Below are 25,683 nucleotides of genomic sequence, written 5' to 3' on the forward strand. Positions count from 1 at the left end.
TGTTTGGATAAATAACACACACTTGAACTATTGTTGCTATATAACAACTTGCAATATCGATGCGCTTAATAGATAATCTTCTCCGTTCTCGCAAGAGACAAAGAATCTATGGAGGCCCCCATTGGTCCTCCCGCAACACTAACTTGTGAACTCGGCCAGGCCCGGAAGGGAGCAACCGCAGCAGGCGATGTGTGTGCCGGGATGTGGCTGGTGGGGGCTTCCACCCATCTGCTATTCCTGTTGTTTACACCATACCTCTGCATAACCTATTTTTGTTGTAGTTTAGCTACAAAAAAGAGCGTTGTTATGTACAGGCGAAATCTAAGACATTCCCGCGTTAAAAACATCTTCAAATTTGTTAGCTCTAAGATGAATAAGGTCTTAACTGTAGAATCAAGATTAGAGTTTGATACCTGTTTCCATCTTGAATGCTCGCCAGATATTTCTTTTATAGAGGCGTAGCCAGAAGGTTTATACTATCTTTACGTTTAAAAATGATGAATGAATATCAATATTTATGCTTTATACGGCTCGATGTAGTACTGCAATAGAATTTCGTTATTCGCTTCTCCTCGTTTCTTGAACATAATACAGTAAGAGTCGTCTTCAGGTATTGTAAAATTATTCAGGTTCGTCTTGATTGAAGAAATTTTTTCTAAAAAGTAAATATCGTCGTTTTTATGCCAATGAATATTAAAATCAATATCTTTTAAGCTGTTGAATTCAAAATGCAGAACGTCATTAGTATGCGCTTTAAAGCACTCTTCTATAATATCACTCCTGTTTTCTTTAAAGTTAAAGGTCTTTTTTATCGTATCCTTTGAAAATGAAGCAGCAGAAAAGAGAAATAAATAAATATAAACCAATTTCATAAATATCCTTAAAAAATAGAAGTTATTTAAAGGCTAGCCTACTCATGAATATTATAAAGGTGGCTTTGATCAATATTTATACATTTAGAGACTCATAATACCTATTAGTTATTATCGTACATATTCGCTAATTGCTCTAAAAAAACAATATTACTGAATAGTTCTTGAAGCTCAGATAAGGCAGCTAATGTTTCTTCTAACGTTGGTTCTTTGTAGACAGTATCTTTGTATGTAGAACAGTTAATTAACTGGCTATACTCTATATCCGCTTTTTTCATGTAGATCCAAGAATTGTTATCGCTACGATCTTTTGGGATGGTTTTTGTTATATTGTTAATATTGGGAGAAATGAGTTTAAATAGTTCTAGTTCACCACTTTCAGAGTTGTCGTAAAGGAAAATATCTCCCATAACTAAGTCTTGTTTATTATGTTCAAAAAATGGGCCTCTGAATTGCCAATTTGAATTGTCATTATGGGAGTCAGGCAGATTACGATAGCTATCATTCGTTATTTTAGATAGTTCATAATAGTTATAACAACCATCTTGTTTTTTCACCTGGTAATAATCTCCAACTTCTCCTGCATTATTGTCTTTTTTTATGGTCAGAAATGTTCTACTTAAAAGTTTTACATCGCTATAAACACTCTTAATCCAATCAATCTTCTTTGATAGACTGGATCCCAAGGCAAGATTATCTTTGCCTTTAGTCGTAATGGCTACCATAACATTTAAGCCTTTATGTTTATACCACCAAGCGGAACCACTATCACCTGTGGTTGGCAGGGCCCATTTGTTACTATTGTTGTTTACTAGCCATATCAGAAAGGCATGTTGAGATATGATATGCGTTACAATATTTTCACCATATAAACGACGTTGTTGTCCATATGCAGGTTTGTAATCGTTTGATATGTCATTCCCAACCCCCCATAAACCGTAACCGACAAAGCTCACTTTAGCATTCTTCTTCAGAAAATTATCGTTAAGTATTGGAGAGGGTACAGGAAAACCAAATTGATCTAATAAAATGTCAACAGTCGGTAGTTTCAATATTGCCATATCATAATAGATGTGATCATTTTTGTGTGATAATGGTTTTCTAATTAGTGGTTTAGGTACAAAAATTTTACCTTTCCCCTTTGCAATTGTTTTTTTATTCCAAGATGTAAATGTTGCATTAATATCTGATTGTTGTTTGTTTTTATTATATTTCATACAATGTGCAGCAGTGAAAATATATGAAAATCCATTATTGTCTTGTCCTAATAACGTTGCAGTACATCGACCTTTTTTAGAACTTATACTTCCTACAGTTAAATATTCAGGGTGTAAACTCATTTCTCTAAGTATCTCATTGTCTACTTTGATACTTTCTGGGATATTATGAATATTTCCACCAATTTCTTGAAACTTGCTTTCAGAGAGAATAATTGAATGAGACGTTGAAATAGTAAGAAGCATTGATAAGACAATTAAAAATTTCATTGTTTCTAACCTTTTTAGGATATCTTAAATAAGACCGTGTTATTCGATTTATAATTTCAAAAAATAATTTTATTTTTTTATTTAATAAAATTAGATGTTTATAACACTTGTTTTTTTAATATGATTAATTCTCATTTTTTTAAATGAACTATAATTAAATAACATTCCGTCTTCATCTACGAGATGTTAACAATGAACATTAAATCCTATTTATTTACCTTACTTGCAATGTTTTCAAGCTATTGCTATTCAGATACCTATATATATATTACTAATAACTCCTCTGAAACTCTTAGCATAAATGTCAGTCACAGTGGTAAAGGAGATACATTAAGAGAAGGAAGTGAATGGACTCAGGATGCACAAACATTGATGCCATGGGAAACGAAAAAAGTATTAAGCTTTAATCGAAACTGGGGCGTTAAGAATAAAAAGAAATATTATTTTACAACATCAGTCACTTCCGAAAGTGGTAAACAAGTAAATTTACAGCAATATATGCGAGGCAGTTGGTGGGGATCTTCTCTCAAATACAAACTAAGTGCTGCTGATGTAAATACTTCTTACAAATCTGGTTATTCAATTTATAGATTTACATCTCATGATTATAGTGACTTATCGGCTGAATTAGCTTTTCGTGCTAAGAGAACATCGGGTTATGACGATATTTATTACACTATAACGCCAGTTAAACACTCTGAACCTCTAATTACTGATGACTCTTCCCTCAAGTTGATGACTTATAATATATGGGCTCTACCATTTATTGCTTCTCATATTTCAGATAGATTAGACGCCTTACCAGAATTTTTATCAGATTATGATGTTATTGCTTTCCAAGAAGTTTTTTCTGGAGAAAGATATTCTTTCTTGCAAGAGTTATCATCAGAGTATCCTTATCAAACCGAAGTATTAGATGCTCCAGGATTTAATGCGATGGATGGAGGAGTGATTATTGTTAGCCGATATCCAATTGTTGCAACAGATTACCATATATTCTCGCGTTGTAGCGGAACAGATTGCTTAGCAGATAAAGGTGCTGTTTATGCTGAAGTAGTTAAAGGTAGCAAGTCATATCATGTATTTGCGACTCATGCAGCTTCAACTGATTCTATTGATGCTAGAGTTGATCGTATTTATCAATTCTCTGAAATTAATAGTTTTGCTAGAAAGCAAAATATTCCAAATAATGAAGTCGTTATCTATAGTGGTGATTTTAATGTAAATAAAAATAAATTCTTTACACAAGATTACCAGTGGATGCATATGCTATTGAGAGCAAATGAGCCTACTTATACCGGATATACATCTGCAACCTATGATCCGACAATAAATAGCTATGCGAGCTCAAGTTCTGAATATTTAGACTACGTAGTCGTAAGTACTGAATATGGTCAGGTTGAATCAAATACAAATAGGGTTGATATTCCACGTTCTACGTCCTCTGGTTTGTGGTATCACTGGGATTTATCAGATCACTTTCCTGTTGTGGCGACAATTGCACAATGAGATGGCTCGCGCTTGTTTTCGTAATTTTTCTTATCAGCGTCGTTTATATGACGCTGATCACTCCTGCAAAAGTTATAGAGCCAAAAACGGTTAAAGCAGACAGGCTTATAAAAAGCCACGTAAACGAATTGATAGAACCTGAAATAGCCTTAAATGAGCACAATAATTTTGAATTGAAGAAGGTTGAAGAGAGCACTGATGAAAAGATTATGCGCATACATGTACTCAGCGACGAATTGCAATCACTAAAGGGAAATGCGTTATTAAATAAAATGACCAATTTTTGGGTTGAATGCAAGTCGACCCATACATGCGATGGGCAACTAATAGAATTAGAAAAACAATTACCTTACTCGTTATTTAAGCTGTTGAGTGACTTTGAATCACTTAGAGATGAGTGGTTGTTAGCTTCTCTAAGTATTCCGATGGAAATTCCCTTTAACGAAAAAGTCAATCAAGTTAGACAACAATACGAGACTGTCTGGGGGGAATATACTGATCTTTTATTTGAGGAAGAGTTTAAATATTATCGTTTTAGATCCGAAAGCAGGATATTGCAACAAGTCCCGCCTTCTGAATATATAGAACAATTAAACCGGATATTTGAACAACAGGCAGCGACAAACCTTGATATGTTTTTTCAATCAAAAAGTGCCACATTTGATTATGCTCTAAGGAATATACCTAATACATACAGTGAGGAAGAGCGAGCATTGCTCGTAAGAGAGCTTTCTTTGCTTTATTTAAATGAACAAGAAACAACCGATTTTTACAGAAGGGATCTGCAAATAAAAAATCAAAGGAAAGAAGTTGAAACATACCAGAAACAGCTTTTTGAGTTAAAAAAGAGTTTGGAAAGTATGCGTAATAATGAATATAGAACGTTATCTGATAATGAGTGGCAGAGGGTATACCAGGATCGGATCGGGGAATTTAAAAAGAGATTTTTTGACTATCAATGATATATAACTTATGTGCTATATAAATTGTGCAACACACACCGACAGAGCATTTTTGAAAGTAATGTTGATAAGATCACGATTTGTATTGGTAATTTATATTTCATGGTAATTATTCATAGCAAATAACAAATAGCATGAGATAATAGTGCGAACTTTTTGTGGTGAGACAACTAGTTAACAAAATGTGGTTAAAAAGTGTGCAATTAATGCTTTATTTTTGTCAGTGAAAACGGCAGAATGGCCTCACATTTGAACTCGGTCACTCTATTTGAATTGAATTTTCATAAAACACATTGTTGTTTACCGAGTTGGTGATAATGTCTCGCCGCATTCCGAATTCCTAAAGTAAAAAGGTTACAAATATGTCTGATGTACCAGAGTCTGTTGCAAATATTGCTGCTGTCGCTCAGCCAGTTGCTGAGTCTTCAGGTTCAGTGTGGGGTTATGTAGCAGGTGGCGTGGTTTTATTAATCATTGCCGGTATTTATGGTTATAAGAAAATTAACCAACCTGCATTTGTGATTAAGCAGGTACGTAAGAAAAACCTGAAAGAAATGAAAAAGCAGGGCATTGAAAACTCTGAGTTTATGGTAGATATGGATAAGCTACTAGAATCAATGCTTGCATACACGACTGAAAATAAAATGAAAGGTGCAGACGTTGTGACGTTGTTGAAGCCTTTGAATGATAAAGATCGTGTAAAAACGCCAAAAGATATGTACAACTCTATGATTTATATTGCTAATGAAATTAAAGATGTGTCATTGGCTAAAGAGTTTAAAAATAAGTCTAAGCAAGTGAAATCAAGCTCAGCATTAATGGCTGGCTTGTTAAAGCGTGCTGGTATCTAATTGATACTTAATATATATACGAAGGGCTGATTATTATCAGCCCTTTTTTTATTGTGACGCAGTACGATAAATTTTTAACGGGTCAAATATCAATAGAAGGGCTATGATAGTTCAATGTAACGCAACGCTTTGTGCATTTATCCATTGTTTTTAGAATCAGTTCATTATGCTCTATTTTAAACGCGATAAAACCACAACGGCTAGTTGGAGCACTAAAGTAAAAGCCTTGTGTATAGTCAATCAGCAACGATTTTAGGGTATTTAACTGCGTCTCTGTCTCTACACCCTCTGCGACTAACTTACATTCTAACTCTTTTCCGAGTGAAGCGATGTTATTCAAAATTGAGCTTGTGACTGCATCTGTATCAGCAGAATTTACAAACAGTTTATCAATTTTAATAATATCAAAATTGAGCTCTTTTAAGCTTGATAGGCTGGAAAAACCCGTTCCAAAATCATCAAGAGCCCAACGAACACCTAAGCTACGAAAACGCTGCATGATGTTATCTAATTTGATAAATGCATTGGTTGTGTTTTCTCTTTCTGTCATTTCAAAGACTAAGCCTTGTTGTAATGACGGGTTCTGCTTAATTAACAATATGACATCATCAACAAATTTGGGATCGTTGAGCATAGATAGAGTAACGTTTATCGAAACGTAAAAATCTTTATTTGAATGAGCTATTAAAGGCTTATCAATTGAAAGCTGTTTTAATAATTGTAACGTTATCGGTTTTATTTGCCCATTCGATTCTACTTTTGTAATAAATTGGTTTGGGGTGATCAATTTGGCATGACGATATAGCCAGCGACAGAGTAATTCGGCTCCAATGATCTGGTGAGTTTTATTACACACAATAGGTTGATAATAAGGAATAAACTCATTATTTTTTATTGCTCTGTCTATATCCTTTTTAAATGAGAAGTTATTAGTTTGAATGTAATTAATAATAAGGATAATGAACATGCACAAAATAAAAATAAAAGCAGACAATGCAGCTATACTCAATAACACCTGAGAAGGTTTAGCACCAACAATCACTTTAAAAGGAAATTGAGTTGAATGGTATGACTTATGGAATAAATAGTTTCTCTTATGATTAATTAATATATTCCCGCTATTGGTAACGACATAACCTCGTAAATACTCATCCGCATTAGTTAACCAGTCATCCATATAAGGTGCGTTTATAAATAACTGATAAAAGCCCTTTTTACCTTTAACGACAAGATGTAATTCATCGATCTGATCAAGTGAGCTACGTTTGCGATAAAGTAGTGGTAATTTATCCTTTTTTAATCGTTCAATCAGGCTAGGTGAAATTGGAGTATGCAAAGAGGCATTACGATCTGAATAGATGTAATGATTGTTTTGAAAGTAGGCAACACTTCGTAGAGAGCGAGAAGAAAGAACCAATGTCACCAAATCATGCATACTTTTAGCGTCTGGTTGGTTCTCTGGTAGATCTAAAACGCTAGAAATACGTTTATTTAACGTTTTATTTAATGCGCTCGCAATATCTTTACTTAAATTACTACACCGAATATTTAAGTATGTAAAGGTAATAGGCGTAGCAATTAAAAGAGCTAACAAAGCTAGTTGAAACATTTTTTTTACTGTAAATGACATAATGAAGTTTGTTTCATACTGTTAAATAACGCCAATTAAAAGTATACCTTTATAGTATATTATTGCCGTTTTAAATATTTGGTTGAGTCGATAAAAGATACTAATGGTGAAAAGTTGTATCTTTTATCTTTTGGTGAGAATTGAGCTAATTTTTTAAAAATATGGCGTCTATGCTTTATTTTCAAAGTCTTTGCGAACAATTTCTAAAGCGGAAAGTACGATCTCTGGGGCAATGTCATTACTCTCTAATAAATAAATTAAATCTACCGCGAGCTTTATTTCTTCCGGTGCATTTTCTAATGTATTTGTTGTTATTTGGTTATCAGGCATAATTTCTCTTTATCGCTATTTGTTGTGTACGAATAATGCTGCATAAATAAGTTGTAAGTGTAGCTCGACTAAATCTTGATGATTTGTTCTATATCCACCACCGATGACTGCGGCAACAGGAATATTCTGCGCTTTAGATTGGGTTAAAATATAATGATCTCGTAGGTATAGACCTTGTTTAGAAACATCAAAATATCCCAGTTCATCATGCTGGTGGATATCAACGCCGGCATCGTATATGACCAAATCGGGTTGGTGCTGAGCAAGCAGAAGAGGGAGAACACCTTGCAATGCCGTGAGGTAATCATCTGTTGAAGTGTTTCTTTCTAAAGCAAGGTCTACATCTGAATCAGGCTTACGAGCTGGGAAATTTTTATCACAATGAACAGAAAAAGTAATGATGTTGGGATCATTGGTAAGTAGTGTTGCTGTGCCGTCACCATGATGTACATCACAATCAATAATCATGACTTTGTCGATATGAGAATAAGATAAAGCATGCTTAGCTGCGATGGCTAAGTCATTAAATAGACAAAAACCACTACCAAAATCATGATGGGCGTGATGATAACCACCACTTAAATGAATGGCTATACCGTGCTCAAGTGCTAAATCAACCGTTAATTGAGTGCCACCTGTTGAGAGTAGGGTTCGAGTGATTAATTCATTACTCCAAGGGAACCCGATACGGCGCATTTTTGCTGCTGGCAATCTATTAAAGAGTAAGTCATCAACATATTCACTATTATGAATGGCCTTAATTTTGGCAATATCAGCCCTATTAGGTTGGTGAATACTTACCTTGTGACTTAATTCTGAGTGAAAAATAGCCTCAAACAGCAGTCGGTATTTATTAATAGGATAACGATGCTTTTCTGGCAAGGTTAGAGCCGAGTATTGAGAATGGTAAATCAGAGGAAGCATTGTTAGCCTTTTCTCTCTCTGTTACTGATGTCAGTTTCAATTTTTATCAAAGCAGCTTGGCAGCGGCTTATCCTACCTTCAAGGGCTAGAATTTCTTTTTGAAGCTGTTGCTGCTCAAATTGTGAAGCACAACTACTAATTAATAACTCTTTATCACGAAGCATGGCTTTTAAACGGCGTTCCCAATCTTTATGTTGATTAAGATCTTGATATATTTCATTAATTGGTCTGCGCCAGACAGCTTGATTTTTCGGCTCTTTTTTACGAATGTTTTGTGTGGCTAGTTCACGTTGGATAGCTTGAATTTGGCTCACAATTTTTTCACAGAGATGCTGTGTTCTTGCGGGTAATAAACGTCCGGCTTGTTGCTCTTTTTGTAATAACTGGAGCTCATTATGGACTTCATTGACGCAAGGGGTAAGCAACTTACTACGTGTTTTAAATAGCGTTTCGTCAAACAGAGGCTTAAAGGATTCGCCACGTTTACGGTCAACGTCAGCTGTTTGTTGTTTTAATTGTTCAATCAGTGAAATAAGACGAGATAAGTCAATCATAGAGAAACCTTGTATTACAAGCTAAGTTAGAACCAAGCTTGCCAAGCTAATTTAATTGCTAAAATTAAAACAACAGTGACAAAAACAGGTCGAATAAACTTTGCGCCAAAGCGTATTGCAGAATGAGCACCAATGTAAGCACCTAGCATTAAACATATCCCCATTGTTAAACCTAGTGCAAAATTGACTTGCCCTAAGACAATGAAAGTAACTAATGAAGTAATGTTACTGGTGAAATTCATCGCTTTTGCAAGGCCGCAAGCACGGAGCATGTCTAACCGATATAAAATCATGCTAGAAACTGTCCAAAAAGCGCCTGTGCCAGGGCCTGCAATGCCATCATAAAAGCCGATACTTGTTCCTTGAAGCCATTGCTTAAGTTTTAGCATAGGGGTGACTGATGGTAATACGTATTGCTCTTCTTTTGGCTGGGGATGCCAAATAGTATAGATAGCCACGGCAAAGATAAGCAGAGGTAAGCCTTTTTCTAGCCACTCACTACTAACTAGATTAACAATTAAGGTGCCTGTTATTGCGCCAATAAATGTAGCGATAAAGGAAGCAAGCCAAAAACGTGGTGAGAATAGGTTTTTTTTATAATAAGTCCAAGCCGCTGTTGCAGAGGCAAAGCTTGCAGCAAGTTTATTGGTACCTAAAGCAATATGTGGCGGTAACCCTAGTGATAGCAAGGCAGGGACAGTGAGCATTCCGCCACCGCCTGCAACCGCATCAATAAAGCCAGCGGCAAGGGCAATAATACCGAGTATCAGTAAGGTACTCGGTTCTATCATTTCAATCATTAATTATTCTTTTTTATTCATTTAGTTATATTCAATAACCCGTTTAAAAGGAGGCAGAGAGTCTAATAATGATTTTCCATATCGACGGGTAATAATTCGACGGTCAAGAATCACTACTCTACCAGAGTCCTGCTCTTTTCGCAGTAAGCGACCGACGGATTGAATAAGCTTTTTACTGGCTTCTGGTACTGATATTTGTAAGAAGGGATTTCCGCCTCTGCTTTCAATATATTCAGCGTGGGCTTCTTCTACTGGTGATGTGGGTACAGCAAATGGAATCTTGGTAATAATTAAATTCGTTAGTAAATCACCAGGTAAATCAAGACCTTCAGAAAAACTTCCGGTACCAAATAAGATGCTAGCTTTACCGCTTTTACAGTTTTCTTTATGTTTTTTTAGGGTTTCATTACGTGACTCTTCGCCTTGTACCAATAATTCCCATTTATTCTTTTTCGCTAGTGGGCGTAATGCATCGGCGACTTTATTCATTTGCCAATAGGAAGAGAACAACACCAAACTTGCAGTTTCACCTTCAAGGTATTCAGGTAATATTTCAATTAATAAGTCAGTAAATGCTTCGGCTTGTGGTTCCATTTTTAAAGAGGGGATCACTAATCGCGCATTATTTTGATAATCAAATGGAGATGCCAGTGCTAAAAAGCGTGTTCCATCCGTTTCTGAAACACCAGCCTGACGGCAGAAGAAGTTAAATTGGTTTAAAGCACGCAAGGTTGCTGAAACTAAAATAGATCCTGCTGCGCGACTCCAAAGTAGCTGATCTAGCCGATAGCCGACTTCAAGTGGCGAAACTTCAATAATGTAGTCATTTTCCCGTTCGGGACTTTTTTCTATCCAACGAGCTAACGGAGCCCCTTTTTTATTATTTGGCTGCGCCATCAGTGTCCAGACTTTTTCAAGGTTTTCCACGCGCTGAAGATAAAAACCGATTTCAGTAAGTGCTTGCTCACCTAATCGAGGAATAATTTCGTTTTCTTTCGTACGCTCGGAGATTAAATCTTGGATCTTACCCAATGATTGCATGACTTTTTTACTGGCTTCTTTACAGCCTTTCGCTTCTTCTTCTAACCATTGTGGTAATTCACCATGTTCAAAACGATACACGCCATCTTTATTAAAAATAGCGGGATCAATATTATTGGCAATCTGACTCAATGTTGGAATTAAGTGCTGGATGTTATCTTGTATTGCATTTTGAAAGCGATTAGCTTTTTGATAGTCAGCGAGCTCTGCGTATTTACTTACATTTTGATTGAGTTTTTCAAGCCAACTTGCTGCGCCTTTCAAACTCGCAGCGGCAGATGAGAAGTCACGTGCGACTTGTGGCAGGTGGTGGGCCTCATCAATCACATAAATGGTTTGCTCTGGCTCAGGTAAGATAACCCCACCACCTAGTTCAATATCAGCCATTAACAAAGCATGGTTAGCCACAATAACATCCGCTTTATCTAAGTGCTCACGTGCTTTAGCAAAAGGGCATGTACGATGTTTAGGCATACCAGCATGACAGCTATGTTTATCTGCCATAATTTGCATCCAAACACGATCAGGAATTGTTGTTGGCCAACTGTCTCTGTCGCCATCCCATTTCTTTTGCTCGATTGCCTTTAGCATTCGTTTTAGCAGATCGAGATCAGATTTTTTAGGTTTTTCTTCCCACATGGCGAGTTGAGGATCACCATCAGGTGAACAGCATGCTTCTAACTTATGGTTACAGCAATAGCGTTGACGCCCTTTGGCGAGAATAAAACTGAATTCCTTTGGGAAAATTTGATTAAACAACGGGAGATCTTTGTTGATTAGCTGTTCTTGCAGCGCAACGGTTGCTGTCGAGATCAATAGCTTTTTATTATTGAATAACGCGAAAGGGATCCCACCGAGTAAATAGGCTAAAGATTTACCGATCCCTGTACCAGCCTCAGCCACTAACATTCGATTTTTTTTGTGGTATTCCCCAGCCAGCGTTTTTGCTATTTCTGACACCAAATAGTTTTGTGCGCGACGCGGAATAAAGTTATCTAGCTGTTTTCCTAAATTCTCATAGCACTGCTTGATATCGGTTTTTACTTGGCTGTGTAACATGGCTGAAATTTCATAATGGCAGGGGACGGCATTGTAGCATGAAGTGTCGGTGTTCAAAGTGAATAACGTGGAGTGAGGTGAAATTCAGAGCGTTGAACGGTGCATAATAAGTCATGTGTTTGTTTTAGTACTGACATTTAAGAAACAAAGATAACAATCTCATCAAGTATTAAAGGTGGAATGACAGGAAAGGTGTTTATAAGGAATTTATTTGAGTGATAGGAGCGATATACGGAGACAAAATAATAGTTGTATTGTGCTTTGGATCACGATTGCGAATAGAAAACTGTAATATTAAATACCATAAATGACGACTGGAAACGATCGTCCATTCAAAATGTTTTTTAAAGTTTAAATAGCTAAAATGCCTATTTTTATGTTTTGTTTTTAGTTTTTTATTCTGTTTATTTACACTTTTTAATGGTTTAAATAAAAGGAAAAGCGCCATTTGATAGTGTTTGTTATTTGTATTTATTTGCTGTAACTGATTGAAAATTATGATTGTTTTATATTTTTTTATATTTATTTTATGAAATTTGACAAAAATATTGAACTTCTGTCAGGATGCGAGCCACGAACACCAACTCCTTGTTATTTTAGTTTTTTATTTTTAGAACTGTTGCATAACAAGGAGAAAATAAACAGGAGTGCCGGGAATGGTTCTCCATAAATAAGATAAAGAAAGGCAGTGGACTTATCATGAAAAAAACTCTTTTAGCTCTTGCTGTACTAACAGCTGGTTCTGCAAATGCAGGCATCAACCTATATGACGCAAACGGTGTTAAAGTTGACCTATCTGGTGCTGTTGAAGTTCAAGTTTATGACGGTTATGCAAAAAACGAAGATACAACAATCCGTCTGGATGACGGTGATTTATCTCTAAATGCATCTGTTGCAGTTAGCGATAATCTAAATGTTGTTTCTGGTACTGCGTTTAAATACGAAAGTAAAGAAGTAAAAAATGATGAACTATGGGCTGGTTTCTCAGGTGATTTCGGTACGCTAACATTTGGTCGTCAATTACTTGTTTCAGATGATTCAGGTATTGGTAAGGACTACGAAATGGGTCTAGAGCAAGTAAGCTTTGCTCAAACTGAAGGCGACCGTGCAATTAAGTACGTTTACGACAACGGTACTTTCTACGCTGCTGCTTCTCATAACTTAGGTTCTGATAACAAAACAGAGATCACTGATGGTCGTTTAGGTTTCCGTACTGCTGGTCTTGACGTGCGTGTATACGGTTACGATGCTGAGCGTGTTGGCTACAAAGGTCTAGAAAATTTTGGTGAAGTTGACGGTAAGCCAGTTGTTAAGCCTGGTAAAGCTGGCGATGATGTTCGTGGTTACAACCTAGAAGCGGAATACGCATTCGGTGCTGTAAACCTAGCTGCTTCTTTCGGTCAAATTAAATACAAACACTCTGATACTAAGAAAGTTCAGAAAGACTTAGATCTATACGAAGTTAACGGTTCTTACACATTAGACAAAACAACGTTCGCTCTAGGTTATGTTCACGCTAAAGACCGTCACGAAGATGTTTCTCATGACAACGTATACGCTAACGTAACGCAACAACTACACAGCAATGTTAAAGCATACGCTGAAGTTGGTTACGCTGATAACGACAAGATCTTCAACGAAGTTGAAGAGTTCGGTTACGTTGCTGGTCTAGAAGTTAAATTCTAATTATAGAGTTTACTACCAATAAGCCGCCATTTTGGCGGCTTTTTTATTACATTTTTTCTATAGCTGTTGATATAAATTGCTATAGAAAGAGTTTGATGATCCAACGCTGTATATAAGGGATGTAAAATGAAAAAAATCTTATTGCTAGTCGCATTATTTTCTGGTGCTGTTAATGCGGCAACCTTATCGGTAGGTAATAATCTTGAGTTGTTGGTTGTAGATGGTAAGGAAGTAAAATCAGGCCGCTTCTCTCATGCTGAAAGTATTGAATTATCTGAAGGCAAGCACCAAGTAGTGGTACGTTTTGATGGTGAAGTGAAGCGTGGCTCAAAAACAACAATTTATACAACGCGTCCATATCTATTTGATATTAATATGACTTCGCAAGATGCGGAAATCACCTTGCCACGTTTAACCACAGAATCACAAGCAAAAGCATATTTTGACCGCGATCCAAAATGGATATTAGAGACAGAAGGTGGTGAGAAATTATCGTTAGATGCGGTTGAACTTATTGGTGAAGGTTTTGGAGCGTATAGTGACATGCCGGCACTTGTGGCTGAATATAATAAAAACAACGGTATCATTATTGAAAACGGTAACCCTGTTGATTTACAAAAAACAGTGGTAGAAGTTGATGATAAAACAGGAAAAGTTCAGATCACGGGTGATGCGTTAACGCAATTAAAGTTATGGTATAGCAAGGCATCTAAAGACGATAAAAAAGCGTTTAAAATTTGGATGGCAGAGCACGATTTTAATTAAGACTTACGCTACATTGTAAAAAGCAAAAGGCAGCGACTATCGCTGCCTTTTTCTATATATGTCATTTATTAATGAAGATCAGTCGTGGTGATAACGGCTATGCTCACGACATGCTTTACAGCGAGGTTGTGCTGGGTCTTGCTCTAAATCACGGTATTCAATTTCTTCTTCACAATCAGTACATAAACCATACATACCTAGTTTAAATGAACAGACTGCGGCATCTACTTTTTCAAGACGAATTGCAGTATCAAAAAGAGCAGGAATGAATGATGCTTTCGCCATCGCAATCAGGTCGTTAAGTTCTGCATCATTAATCTTTGCAGGATCAGTAACTAGGCTATTGAGCTGTATTTTATTTTTTAATTCTTCCGCTAGGGTTAAAAATTCTGTATTTAGCGGGCTCTGAAATTGTTGATAATTCATGTCTACCATTGCCGTAATGATTGATTCAATAGAGAAAATTAAACATCACTGTCATTAATTATGGGGATTGATATGAAACAAGAGAGTTGCGAGAAATTTTACATATTAACGAATCCTCCCAAGTTCATTTTTAGTTTAGGTGATATTCATTTTTGAGTTGTGATTTGAATCAAGTCTTAGTGTAAATTTATATCAATAACCCTATTTTCTTTCGGTTTTTGCTAAAAAAATTATCAGATAGAATTTTTTTTTAACAAATATAAAGAAAAAAAAACAAGTTCAGTATCTTCGTCACAGCACTGTCAATTATCTTATATAAAGAAGTAGAGATGGATCATGAATTTGAAGACCCGTTTAGCGTGAAGTATTTCTGTGGTCTGTTGTTATTAATTGCTCTACCGACTTTGCCTGCGAACCTCACTTCTCTTGGGATTATATTAAACTAGGTTAGTCATATGATTAATTTGTTTTGTTACTTATTATTTGATTTATAAGTTTTAATCATCGCTATACTAACCTTATATCTTGCTTCAATATGGAGGTAGCAATGGACACAAGGAATAGCATGATAATGCGACAGAATGCCAATTTAAAAACAAGAGTTGTCTCATCTTTATATGTGGTTACAGGAGCCACCTGTGTTGTCTTAGGGGTGATAGGGATTTTTTTACCACTGTTGCCAACAACCCCATTTTTACTGCTAGCCAGTGCGTGTTTTATGCGAGGTTCACCACGTTTAAATCATTGGCTACGTCATCATCCTACCTTTGGACCGATTTTAGATAATTGGTACCAGCATCGTGCTGTCTCTTCTACCGTAAAACGTCGTGGTAACATCATGATAGTGTGCAGTTTTGCACTGTCTATTTTTCTTGTGCCGTTATGGTGGCATAAATTGATGTTGTTGGTGATGGCGATGACATTGCTCTTTTTCTTTAATAGGTTGACAGTAATTGATAAAACTATGGCTGCAGAGCTAGTTGCTGACAAGCAGGAAAACCAATAAACTGCAACAATAATTCATGACAGATAATTTTGATATTTATCTGCCGGAGTTGATGATATTGCCTGCGATTGAGTAGGCATTTTATTTCTCGCTTGATACTTATCAGCATTGTGAAAGCACGGAAACGATTATGAACCAAGAAACACTTAACTTGATTAAAAATAGTATTCAATCAATTCAAGATTACCCAAAACCGGGGATCTTATTCCGTGATGTGACGAGTTTGATGGAGCAGCCTGAAGCTTACCGTGCAACGATTGCTATTTTAGCTGAAAAGTATAAAGATCAAGGTATTACCAAAATTATCGGTACTGAAGCGCGCGGATTTCTGTTTGGTGCGCCATTAGCATTAGAACTTGGCGTTGGTTTTGTGCCTGTTCGTAAGCCAGGTAAATTACCGCGTGAAGTGATTGCTGAAAGTTACGAGTTAGAATACGGCAAAGACACATTAGAAATTCACAAAGATGCAATTAAACCTGGTGATCGCGTATTGCTTGTAGACGATTTATTGGCAACAGGTGGCACCATTGAAGCGACAACGAATTTAGTGCGTCGTTTAGGTGGTATTGTAGATGATGCTGCATTTGTTATTAACTTGCCAGATATCGGCGGTGAAGCACGCCTGCAAGGCTTAGGCTTAAATGTATATGCTATTTGTGACTTCCCCGGCCACTAAGTATAAATAGAATATTGAACAGTAAGTAAGCCAGATGTTTACTTACTGTTTATTTGCTTAATGATTGCTCTCTCAATTATCTCTTCTCTCGCTCCAAAATACGCAATATGCTAGCATTAGCGCAGGTTTCACCATCAATACACCATGTCTTAGTATTTCTCTTATTTTCTACGAACTATTTGTTTTATGGGTATCTAAAATAAGGTTTAGAGAATAATAGAAATAGAAGCGAGTGTATTCATAAGACGCTGTCTAGATAGAGTAAGGTAGTTATTAATGAGTTATCAGGTTCTGGCCCGTAAATGGCGTCCATCTCAGTTTTCTGATGTGGTTGGTCAGTCACATGTGTTGACAGCCTTAGGCAATGCGTTAACGCAAAATCGCCTTCATCATGCTTACTTGTTCAGTGGCACTCGTGGTGTGGGTAAAACAACCATCGCGCGCATTTTCGCCAAAGGACTAAACTGTGAAGAAGGGATCACTGCAACCCCCTGTGGTAAATGTACAACGTGTCGTGAAATTGACGAAGGACGTTTTGTTGATCTATTAGAGATAGATGCCGCGTCTCGTACCAAAGTAGAAGATACTCGTGAATTGCTCGATAATGTTCAGTATAAGCCTGCTCGTGGACGCTTTAAAGTGTACTTGATTGATGAAGTACATATGTTATCTCGCCACAGTTTTAATGCTTTACTCAAAACGTTAGAAGAGCCACCGGAGTACGTTAAATTTATTTTAGCGACAACGGATCCTCAAAAGTTGCCGGTTACGATTTTATCTCGTTGTTTGCAGTTTCATTTAAAGCACCTTGATCATCAACAAATTCAAACGCAATTAGAAACAGTACTCACAGAAGAAAAAGTAGAGTATGAAGCTAAAGCATTGAGTTTATTAGCGCGCGCTGCAGAAGGCAGTATGCGTGATGCGTTAAGTTTAACGGATCAAGCGATTGCTTTGGGAAACGGCCAAGTTGGCATTGATAATGTCGCGACAATGCTTGGCACATTAGACACAGATCAAGCGTTATTTTTACTTGAAGCTGTTGCGCAAGCAAATGCAAATATTGCGATGAACAGTTTACAAGAACTGGCGAATATTGGCGTTGAATGGGACAGCTTACTGCGTGAATTAGCCTGTCAATTGCACCGTGTAGCCATGTATCAAGCTTTACCTGCGAGTTTAGATGAAGCCTTGCCTGACGCTGAGCGTATCAGTTTGTTAAGCCAATTGATGACGCCACAAGATGTGCAGCTATGCTATCAAATTGCGGTGCAAGGTCGACAAGATTTAGGCTATGCCCCTGATGGTCGAACTGGACTTGAAATGGTGCTATTGCGTATGTTGGCATTTAGACCTGTTGTTTCATCAGGGATCCAGCCACAAGCGATCAATGTTCCTAGCACTCAGCCAGTCGCGGCAGTACCAGCGGCGAATCCAAACCCTACTGGGCAACAAGGTGTTTCACGCGTACAAGCGTTAAAAGCGCAGATGCAAGCCACGCATACGGAGCCTGTATCTCCAGTCGCACCGCATCAAATACAACAATCTAATGTTGCTATTAATCCAGAGATGAATATGGCGCCAATGCCACCTCATTCTGTGATGCCAGAACCTCAAGTGGGACCAGCTCAGTCAAGTGCTCAATCACAACCTGCTGCGCCACAACGTTCTCAGGAGCCTGTATCACAGGCATCGCAACCGATGAGTGCGCCTGAAATGCCAGCGGCACCTGCTGAAACATCACGTTCAGGCTCGCCAGCTAGTGGGTTATTGGCGGCACGTAATAGGTTACGCAGCCAGAAACAGCGTGGTCATGATGATGCACAGGTTTCATCGGTAAAAAAGACGCCAACGACGTCAGCTAAAAAAGTCGCTACTTCCGTATTAGATCGTGTTGCGAATAAGCAAAAAGCGATACCTACGAGTGTTTCACGTGCGATGCCGACGTCGAATCTCCCAGCACAACAGCTACAAGAGAAAGAAGATCAAGAATACCGCTGGAAACCGACAGCAAAACCGGATGCTGAAGAGGCTAAAAAAGTCGATGTTGCTCCACGTGTTTTAAAGAAAGCACTAGAGCACGAAAAAACACCTGAAATGACAAAAATACTTGTCAATGAAGCGGCAAATCAGGATAGTTGGGCAAACTTAGTGACGCAGTTGGATGTGGGTAAATTAATCCAACAGCTAGCCTTGAACTCTTCTTTTGAGCAGCAAGGTGATCAAATCACATTGCATTTACGCGCAGCGCAACAGCATTTAAATGGTGAGCGTGCGAAAGAACAATTATGTAGTGCATTAAGTTCCGTATTAGGACACTCAGTCATGTTGAATATCGTACTGGGTGAAGAAGGAAAAACACCGTTAGAATTACGTGAAGAGCTGTATCAACAAAAGCTGTTACAAGCAAAACAGAGCTTAGATAACGATCAAAATGTGATGTTTATTTGTCAGCGTTTTGCCGCTCAACTGGATGAAGACAGTGTTCGACCAATTTAAAGGTTTTTAACCAGACCAAGATAGAGAGAGAAAAGATATGTTTGGTAAAGGTGGCATGGGTAACATGATGAAGCAGGCGCAGCAGATGCAAGAGCGTATGCAGAAGATGCAAGAAGAAGTAGCAAACATGGAAGTAACTGGTGAATCAGGTGCTGGCCTTGTTAAAGTTACTATCACTGGTAGCCACAGTGTTCGTCGTGTTGAAATTGATGAAAGTCTAATGGAAGACGACAAAGACATGCTAGAAGATCTTATCGCAGCAGCATTTAACGATGCTTCTCGTCGTATCGAAGAAGCACAAAAAGAAAAAATGGCTTCAGTTACTGGCGGTATGAACCTACCTGCTGGCTTTAAACTGCCATTCTAATTAATGCGTACCAGTCACTTACTGGAGCATTTAATGGAAGCTTTACGCTGTCTACCGGGGGTTGGTCCTAAGTCAGCACAGCGTATGGCTTTTAGTTTGCTACAGCGTAATCGCCAAGGTGGTTTACAACTTGCAGATGCACTGAGTCAGGCTATGACTGAAATTGGACATTGCCGTGATTGTCGAACATTTACTGAAGATGATGTTTGTGCCATTTGTGAAAATCCTCGCCGCCAAGAAAACGGATTAATTTGTGTTGTTGAAAGTCCTGCGGATATTGTCGCAGTAGAAGCAACAGGACAATTTTCTGGCCGTTATTTTGTATTGATGGGGCACTTGTCACCACTTGATGGTATTGGACCTTCTGATATTGGTCTTGATCGTCTTGAAAATCGATTACAGCATGAAAATATCAGTGAAGTAATTCTTGCAACTAACCCTACGGTTGAAGGGGAGGCCACAGCGCATTACATTGCTGAGTTATGTCATGAATATGATGTACCGGCGAGCCGTATTGCTCATGGTGTTCCTGTCGGTGGTGAGTTAGAGCTTGTTGATGGTACAACGCTATCGCACTCATTAGCAGGGCGTCAGCGTTTATAGTCTGGCGAGAATAAATAAAAACCGCGCTCATATAGCGCGGTTTTTTTATGTGTTATTTAAAGCCTGTATTTTTTACAGCGAGTAAAGAATATTAGAGCCGTAGGTTAAACTGGTTAATAACAGTGAATTTTTGTTTATCACATCAATCCGACGGCTTTCTTGCGCATTCATTCTGAAAATATCTTTTACAACATTAAGTTGCTTATCATCAAAATCAATATTTGTACCAGATGTTACGTCTTTAAACTCTGTGGGCTCAGTAAGCAGATAGCCACCACTGACATCCCATTGACCGGATTCAGAAATATGAATCGTTACGGGCGTTGCTTTCTCACTATACAGCTCTAACGTCGTAATACGTGAATAGGTATGGTTAGGCAAATACACCATATTACTGCTTTGTTTTACTTTACGTAGTGTGCCTAAATTATCGAGTTGTGTTGGCTCAATGCGACTAAATGTCGTACTTTGCCATTCTCGCGACATTAGTAGCTGCTCTTGTTTGTAATCTGTTGAAAAATAAACCCAACTACAAACAGTGATAGAAATAGCAAGGATCCCAAAAGGCCAATACTTACGAATAATATGCGAGAAGGTAATAGGAGAATTTACTGGCATAATTTCACATTATCCTCATGGCTAGTCAGTAAACGTAAGGTGATGTTTTCCATTGGTACACTGCTGCTATGTAAGTAATTCAAATACAGTTGATTATTTTGTCCACCAGTGACGATGACTTCGGTTGGTTTACCTTCATCCTGATGATTTTTCAAATAATCACTGACGCAACTACTGATCATATTGTTCCAATCTTTCATCACTGGATTACTAATTGGCGTATAAATTTTTACGCCCTCAACTTGAAGAAGTGGACGAAAAGCAGCCGATTTTGGGGGCATACTTAAATTAACAACAACCGGTAATATTAAAGCGATCGCCAGTGCTATCCAACCAAGCCATGTTATCTTCGGTTTGGTTTCTATCGAGGGTGGTATCGATGATTCAGCCTCTGTTATTTGTTCAACGATCTCGCTATCTGTAACATCAACACTTGGTGTATCAAGAGGGGAAATATGTTCTGGATGCGGTAAAGTTTCTTGGGCTGCAACATTAGAATCCATGCCTTCTTCATCGACATAGGGATCGACAGTGGCAATGATTTGGTAACCACGTTTGGGCACAGTTTTTACAAATGCAGGCGACTTAGTTGAGTCTTTTAGTGCTTTACGCAACGTTGAAATAGCTTGTGTTAAACTTGAGTCATCGACTTCAAAGCCTTGTTCGCGCCAAACATAATCGTGAATACGCTGGCGAGTAATAATGAGGCTTGGATCTTCGATTAGAAGACTCAAGGCGCGGCTTTCATTACTGCCTAAACGAATTAACTCATTATTTTCTAGTTTATCAATTAAACTGTTATCGTTTGGATCAAAAATGAATCGTTGTCCGATTAAAAACTTTTTTGCGTGTGTGGGCATTTTTTAACCTTAGCAATGATCTTCTAATTATTCATTGTTCTATAAGTTTGCTGAATGGTTTCTTAATCTAAAAATATAAAACGGAATCTGAAAAAATATAAAAAATAAAAATCGTGTTATTTTAGGTTGAAATTATACCGTTTGACCATATTTATCTTAAAAATAACACCTAACAATTTCCAATGGAGTAGAGATGAGCGAGCAAGTAGTTGATAAAAATAAGGAAACTCGTGGTTTTCAGTCGGAAGTAAAACAATTACTTCACCTAATGATCCATTCACTTTACTCGAATAAAGAGATTTTCTTACGTGAATTGATCTCAAATGCGTCTGATGCGGCAGATAAGCTACGTTTTAAAGCCTTATCACAGTCTGATTTGTATGGTGACGATTCTAACCTATGCGTTAAGTTATCAATCAATGAGCAAGCGGGTACATTAACTATTAGTGATAATGGTATTGGTATGACTCGTGAGCAGGCGATTGAGCATTTAGGCACAATTGCTAAATCAGGTACGAAAGAATTCTTCTCTCAGCTAAAAGAAGATGAAAGTAAAGATTCGCAATTAATTGGTCAGTTTGGTGTGGGTTTTTACTCAGCATTCATTGTGGCAGATTCGGTAACGGTTAATACACGTGCAGCTGATGTTGCGGCTGATGAAGCGGTAAGTTGGCAGTCTGCTGGTGAAGGTGATTACAGTATTGAAACTATCACTAAAGCGAATCGTGGTACTGATATTATCTTGCATCTACGTGAAGATGATAAAGAGTTTTTAAATGAGTATCGCTTACGTGAAATCGTGGGTAAGTATTCAGACCATATTGGTATTCCTGTTCTTATTCAAACCGAAGAAAAAGACGAAGAAGGTAAAGTAACAGGAACAAAGTGGGATCAGATCAATAAGGCCCAAGCATTGTGGACACGTAATAAGTCCGACATCAGTGAGGAAGAATATAAAGAATTCTACAATCACGTTGCGCATGATTACGCAGAGCCTTTGGTATGGTCACATAACCGCGTTGAAGGTAAGCAAGATTACACTAGTCTGCTTTACATCCCGTCGACGGCACCTTGGGATCTGAATAATCGTGATGGTCAGCATGGCTTAAAACTGTATGTACAACGTGTATTTATTATGGATGATGCACAGCAGTTTATGCCGACATACCTTCGCTTCGTGCGCGGCTTAATTGATTCAAACGATCTGCCACTGAACGTATCGCGCGAAATTCTACAAGATAACAAGGTAACTCAAGCGCTACGTAAAGCGTGTACCAAGCGCGTGTTGCAAATGCTTGAGCGTATGGCGAAAAATGATGCTGAGAAGTATCAGACGTTCTGGAAAGCGTTTGGTCAGGTATTAAAAGAAGGGTTAGCTGAAGATTTTGCTAATCGTGACAAAATTGCCAACTTGCTACGCTTTAGCTCAACAGAAAATGACTCACAAGAGCAAACAGTATCGCTTGCCGATTACGTGAGCCGCATGAAAGAAAACCAAGATAAGATTTATTATCTAACCGCAGATAATTTTAATGCAGCGAAACATAGCCCACACCTAGAGCAATTCCGTGCTAAAGGGTTGGAAGTGATTTTGATGTACGATCGTATTGATGAGTACCTAATGGGCCACTTGCCAGAATTTGAAGGCAAGCAGTTCCAAGCGATTACTAAATCTGATCTTGATCTTTCAAGCTTTGACGATGAAGCAGTGAAAGAGAAGCAAAAAGAGACGGAAAAAGAGTTTGCTTCAGTGACTGAGCGAACAAAAGGTTACTTAGGCACACGTGTAAAAGATGTACGTGCAACGTTCAAACTTCATGACACACCAGCAGTTGTTGTGACAGATGAAAACGAAATGGGTACCCAAATGGCGAAACTGCTAGCAGCAGCGGGTCATGATGCGCCAGAGGTTCAATACATTTTTGAATTAAACCCTGAGCATGCATTGGTTAAGAAAATGGCAGATGAAGCAGATGAAGAAGTGTTTGGTCGTTGGGTTGAATTCTTGCTCGGTGAAGCGATGTTAGCTGAACGCGGTACGATGGAAGATCCTTCTCAGTTCCTTGCTGCAATTAACAAGTTGCTGATTAAATAACCAAATAACTTGCTTGTATCAAATACTATTCTGATAAAGCATGTAAACCAAGCCCAGTCATTGTACTGGGCTTGCGAGTCTCGCTTATTCAGTGTATTTTCACTTTTTTGCAAAAATTCCACTCTATTAAAGGGGATCACAATGCGCATCATTCTTCTGGGCGCTCCAGGTGCAGGTAAAGGTACTCAAGCTCAATTCATCATGGAAAAGTTTGGTATTCCTCAAATTTCAACTGGTGACATGCTACGTGCAGCTATCAAAGCGGGTACTGAACTAGGCAAGCAAGCGAAATCAGTGATCGATGCAGGTCAATTGGTATCTGACGATATCATTCTTGGTCTTGTAAAAGAGCGTATTGCGGCAGATGATTGCGCAAAAGGCTTCCTACTAGATGGTTTCCCACGCACAATTCCTCAAGCTGATGGTCTAAAAGAAAACGGTGTTAACGTTGATTACGTTATCGAGTTTGATGTGGCTGACGATGTGATCGTTGAGCGTATGGCGGGTCGTCGTGCTCACCTTCCTTCTGGTCGTACTTACCACGCTGTTTACAACCCACCAAAGGTTGAAGGTAAAGATGACGTAACAGGTGAAGATCTTGTTATCCGTGAAGACGACAAAGAAGAAACAGTTCGTGCACGTCTAAATGTTTACCACACACAAACTGCACCTCTTATCGAGTACTATGGTAAAGAAGCGGCAGCGGGTAACACGAAATACCTTAAGTTTGATGGTACACTTCCTGTTGCTGAAGTGAGCGCTGAGCTAGAAAAAGCATTAGCTTAATATTGATATAGGCTGTTTTAGATAGCTTGTAACAATGAAAAAAACGGGCTTACCTATTGGTATAGTCCGTTTTTTTATGGTTTAAATAGGGGTTAATAAAGGCGGGATACGTCTTTTTCTGATCAAAGTGATCTAAAAGCGATCAGCCTTCGTTTAGCTTCGGTTGCATGATTAATATTTTTTGATCAGAAAGCTTGGTTTAGGACAGATAAGAGCGAAAACCGATGAATAAAGACAATAAAAAATACGGTGTATTGTTAGTTAACTTAGGTACGCCTGATGCACCGACGGCGGCTGGGGTGAAACAATTTCTATCTCAATTTTTACACGATCACCGTGTCGTCGATATGACTCGCTGGTTATGGTGCCCCATTTTACACGGCGTAATTTTGCCGATTCGCTCACCGAAAGTTGCTAAATTATATCAATCTGTTTGGATGGAAGATGGCTCACCATTGATGGTGTATTCAAAACGCCAACAAAAAGCATTAACAGAGATACTTCAAGTCCCAGTTGAACTGGGTATGACTTATGGTAATCCGAGTACTCAGGCTGGTTTGGAGCGTCTAAAGCAGCAAGGTTGTGATAAGGTTTTAGTTTTACCGTTATATCCTCAGTATTCAGGTACTACCACCGCTGCTGTATTTGATCGTATTGCGAAAGACTTAAAGTCCATATCGTATATCCCAGAGTTGCGCTTTATTAATCATTATTACGATCACCCTGATTATATTTCAGCGTTAGCCGAGACGGCTAAAACGGTGTGGGCAGAAAAAGGCGAGCCTGATTACTTATTATGTTCATATCACGGTATTCCTAAACGTTATGCTGATAATGGCGATCCGTATCCCGATCATTGTAATGGTACAACGGAGCTATTAGCGAAGATGCTTGAGATGCCGCGTGAAAAAATGAGCATGAGCTATCAGTCTATTTTTGGACGTGAAGAATGGTTAAAACCGTATACGGAAGGCACGATAAAATCATTGGCAGAGAAAGGTGTAAAACGCCTTGATGTTATGTGTCCTGCGTTCTCTGTTGATTGTTTAGAAACCCTTGAAGAAATTGCAGAGCAGTGCAAAGAAGTGTTCATTGAAGCGGGTGGGGTAGAATTTAATTTGATCCCTTGCCTTAATGATAGCCAGGCACATATTACAATGATGGAAAACTTGGTGAAACAACATGTTCAAGGTTGGGAATAGTCAGTTTTTATTCTGTAACTTACATTGACGATAACGTTTACGCTCTCATTTGTGTTGATATATCTCAAAACCAAT

General features: G+C 38.1%; 24 protein-coding genes and 1 other RNA gene. 14 read left to right on the forward strand and 11 right to left on the reverse strand.

Translation table 11 applies throughout. The features are described 5' to 3' along the window. Positions 1-119: 119 nt before the first annotated feature. Positions 120-216, forward strand: an RNA gene (ffs, locus tag C9J38_RS01320) — signal recognition particle sRNA small type. 299 nt (positions 217-515) lie between these two features. Here ffs and C9J38_RS21730 read toward each other — a convergent pair. Beyond that, positions 516-872 (reverse strand): hypothetical protein, encoded by a 357-nt coding sequence (locus tag C9J38_RS21730; RefSeq protein ID WP_107205540.1) that lies wholly within the window; start codon positions 870-872, stop codon positions 516-518. A 104-nt stretch (positions 873-976) separates the two neighbouring features. Further along, on the reverse strand, positions 977-2,359 hold the full coding sequence (locus C9J38_RS01330; protein WP_107205541.1) for a trypsin-like serine protease: 1,383 nt from the start codon (positions 2,357-2,359) through the stop codon (positions 977-979). Positions 2,360-2,551: 192 nt separating this feature from the next. On the opposite strand from C9J38_RS01330, the gene C9J38_RS01335 reads away from it, so the two are divergent. The 3 genes from C9J38_RS01335 (at position 2,552) to C9J38_RS01345 (ending at position 5,681) form a co-directional block, all read left to right on the forward strand. Continuing rightward, positions 2,552-3,868, forward strand: a complete 1,317-nt coding sequence (locus C9J38_RS01335; RefSeq protein WP_107205542.1) for a sphingomyelin phosphodiesterase — start codon at positions 2,552-2,554, stop codon at positions 3,866-3,868. A 47-nt stretch (positions 3,869-3,915) separates the two neighbouring features. Continuing rightward, on the forward strand, positions 3,916-4,830 hold the full coding sequence (locus C9J38_RS01340; protein ID WP_146144052.1) for a hypothetical protein: 915 nt from the start codon (positions 3,916-3,918) through the stop codon (positions 4,828-4,830). Positions 4,831-5,192: 362 nt separating this feature from the next. Next, positions 5,193-5,681, forward strand: a complete 489-nt coding sequence (locus tag C9J38_RS01345) for a hypothetical protein (protein WP_005370451.1) — start codon at positions 5,193-5,195, stop codon at positions 5,679-5,681. An 82-nt stretch (positions 5,682-5,763) separates the two neighbouring features. Here the strand turns inward: C9J38_RS01345 and C9J38_RS01350 are convergent, their stop codons facing one another. From C9J38_RS01350 to dinG, 6 genes are all read right to left on the reverse strand, one after another. After that, positions 5,764-7,290 (reverse strand): EAL domain-containing protein, encoded by a 1,527-nt coding sequence (locus tag C9J38_RS01350; RefSeq protein ID WP_233217608.1) that lies wholly within the window; start codon positions 7,288-7,290, stop codon positions 5,764-5,766. A 189-nt stretch (positions 7,291-7,479) separates the two neighbouring features. Beyond that, positions 7,480-7,641, reverse strand: a complete 162-nt coding sequence (gene rsmS / locus C9J38_RS01355) for a pleiotropic regulatory protein RsmS (RefSeq protein WP_107205544.1) — start codon at positions 7,639-7,641, stop codon at positions 7,480-7,482. 15 nt (positions 7,642-7,656) lie between these two features. Next, the gene (locus tag C9J38_RS01360) at positions 7,657-8,565 is read right to left on the reverse strand and encodes a histone deacetylase (protein WP_107205545.1); all 909 of its coding nucleotides are present in this window, start codon (positions 8,563-8,565) and stop codon (positions 7,657-7,659) included. Positions 8,566-8,567: 2 nt separating this feature from the next. After that, positions 8,568-9,119 carry a primosomal replication protein PriC gene (priC, locus tag C9J38_RS01365; RefSeq protein ID WP_107205546.1) on the reverse strand — a complete coding sequence of 184 codons (552 nt, stop codon included), beginning with the start codon at positions 9,117-9,119 and terminating at the stop codon, positions 8,568-8,570. Positions 9,120-9,145: 26 nt separating this feature from the next. After that, entirely contained in the window at positions 9,146-9,919 is a 774-nt protein-coding gene (locus C9J38_RS01370; protein ID WP_158259263.1) for a TSUP family transporter, read from the reverse strand. Between the two features lie 21 nt (positions 9,920-9,940). Then, a complete protein-coding gene (dinG, locus tag C9J38_RS01375) occupies positions 9,941-12,019 on the reverse strand; it encodes an ATP-dependent DNA helicase DinG (protein WP_107205547.1) in 2,079 nt (692 codons plus the stop codon). Between the two features lie 699 nt (positions 12,020-12,718). On the opposite strand from dinG, the gene C9J38_RS01380 reads away from it, so the two are divergent. Continuing rightward, entirely contained in the window at positions 12,719-13,705 is a 987-nt protein-coding gene (locus C9J38_RS01380; protein WP_107205548.1) for a porin, read from the forward strand. Between the two features lie 126 nt (positions 13,706-13,831). After that, complete coding sequence (locus C9J38_RS01385) at positions 13,832-14,470, forward strand: DUF2057 domain-containing protein (protein ID WP_107205549.1); 639 nt, start codon at positions 13,832-13,834, stop codon at positions 14,468-14,470. 78 nt (positions 14,471-14,548) lie between these two features. On the opposite strand, the gene C9J38_RS01390 is transcribed toward C9J38_RS01385, so the two are convergent. Further along, complete coding sequence (locus tag C9J38_RS01390; RefSeq protein ID WP_107205550.1) at positions 14,549-14,896, reverse strand: conjugal transfer protein TraR; 348 nt, start codon at positions 14,894-14,896, stop codon at positions 14,549-14,551. 571 nt (positions 14,897-15,467) lie between these two features. Between C9J38_RS01390 and C9J38_RS01395 the strand changes: the two genes are divergently transcribed. The 5 genes from C9J38_RS01395 (at position 15,468) to recR (ending at position 20,047) form a co-directional block, all read left to right on the forward strand. Then, on the forward strand, positions 15,468-15,902 hold the full coding sequence (locus C9J38_RS01395; protein WP_107205551.1) for a YbaN family protein: 435 nt from the start codon (positions 15,468-15,470) through the stop codon (positions 15,900-15,902). A gap of 130 nt (positions 15,903-16,032) precedes the next feature. Next, positions 16,033-16,578 carry an adenine phosphoribosyltransferase gene (apt, locus tag C9J38_RS01400; RefSeq protein WP_005370463.1) on the forward strand — a complete coding sequence of 182 codons (546 nt, stop codon included), beginning with the start codon at positions 16,033-16,035 and terminating at the stop codon, positions 16,576-16,578. A gap of 276 nt (positions 16,579-16,854) precedes the next feature. After that, on the forward strand, positions 16,855-19,077 hold the full coding sequence (gene dnaX, locus C9J38_RS01405) for a DNA polymerase III subunit gamma/tau (protein ID WP_107205552.1): 2,223 nt from the start codon (positions 16,855-16,857) through the stop codon (positions 19,075-19,077). A 37-nt stretch (positions 19,078-19,114) separates the two neighbouring features. Then, on the forward strand, positions 19,115-19,444 hold the full coding sequence (locus C9J38_RS01410) for a YbaB/EbfC family nucleoid-associated protein (RefSeq protein ID WP_107205553.1): 330 nt from the start codon (positions 19,115-19,117) through the stop codon (positions 19,442-19,444). Between the two features lie 3 nt (positions 19,445-19,447). Next, positions 19,448-20,047, forward strand: a complete 600-nt coding sequence (gene recR, locus C9J38_RS01415) for a recombination mediator RecR (RefSeq protein ID WP_107205554.1) — start codon at positions 19,448-19,450, stop codon at positions 20,045-20,047. Between the two features lie 72 nt (positions 20,048-20,119). Here the strand turns inward: recR and C9J38_RS01420 are convergent, their stop codons facing one another. Both C9J38_RS01420 and C9J38_RS01425 read right to left on the reverse strand, forming a co-directional pair. Then, positions 20,120-20,665, reverse strand: coding sequence for a regulatory protein ToxS (locus C9J38_RS01420; protein WP_107205555.1), 546 nt, complete (start codon positions 20,663-20,665; stop codon positions 20,120-20,122). Then, the gene (locus C9J38_RS01425; RefSeq protein WP_107205556.1) at positions 20,656-21,525 is read right to left on the reverse strand and encodes a transcriptional regulator; all 870 of its coding nucleotides are present in this window, start codon (positions 21,523-21,525) and stop codon (positions 20,656-20,658) included. The genes C9J38_RS01420 and C9J38_RS01425 overlap by 10 nt, the downstream gene beginning before the upstream one ends. 193 nt (positions 21,526-21,718) lie before the next feature. Here C9J38_RS01425 and htpG point away from each other — a divergent pair, with 193 nt between their 5' ends. The 3 genes from htpG to hemH all read left to right on the forward strand — a co-directional run bounded on the left by htpG (position 21,719) and on the right by hemH (position 25,608). Continuing rightward, positions 21,719-23,620, forward strand: coding sequence for a molecular chaperone HtpG (gene htpG, locus C9J38_RS01430; RefSeq protein ID WP_107205557.1), 1,902 nt, complete (start codon positions 21,719-21,721; stop codon positions 23,618-23,620). 141 nt (positions 23,621-23,761) lie between these two features. Further along, complete coding sequence (gene adk, locus C9J38_RS01435) at positions 23,762-24,406, forward strand: adenylate kinase (RefSeq protein ID WP_105060657.1); 645 nt, start codon at positions 23,762-23,764, stop codon at positions 24,404-24,406. Positions 24,407-24,630: 224 nt separating this feature from the next. Beyond that, a complete protein-coding gene (gene hemH, locus C9J38_RS01440; RefSeq protein ID WP_107205558.1) occupies positions 24,631-25,608 on the forward strand; it encodes a ferrochelatase in 978 nt (325 codons plus the stop codon). Positions 25,609-25,683: the final 75 nt, after the last annotated feature.

Source organism: Photobacterium sp. GB-210 (assembly GCF_003026075.1).
GTDB lineage: Bacteria > Pseudomonadota > Gammaproteobacteria > Enterobacterales > Vibrionaceae > Photobacterium.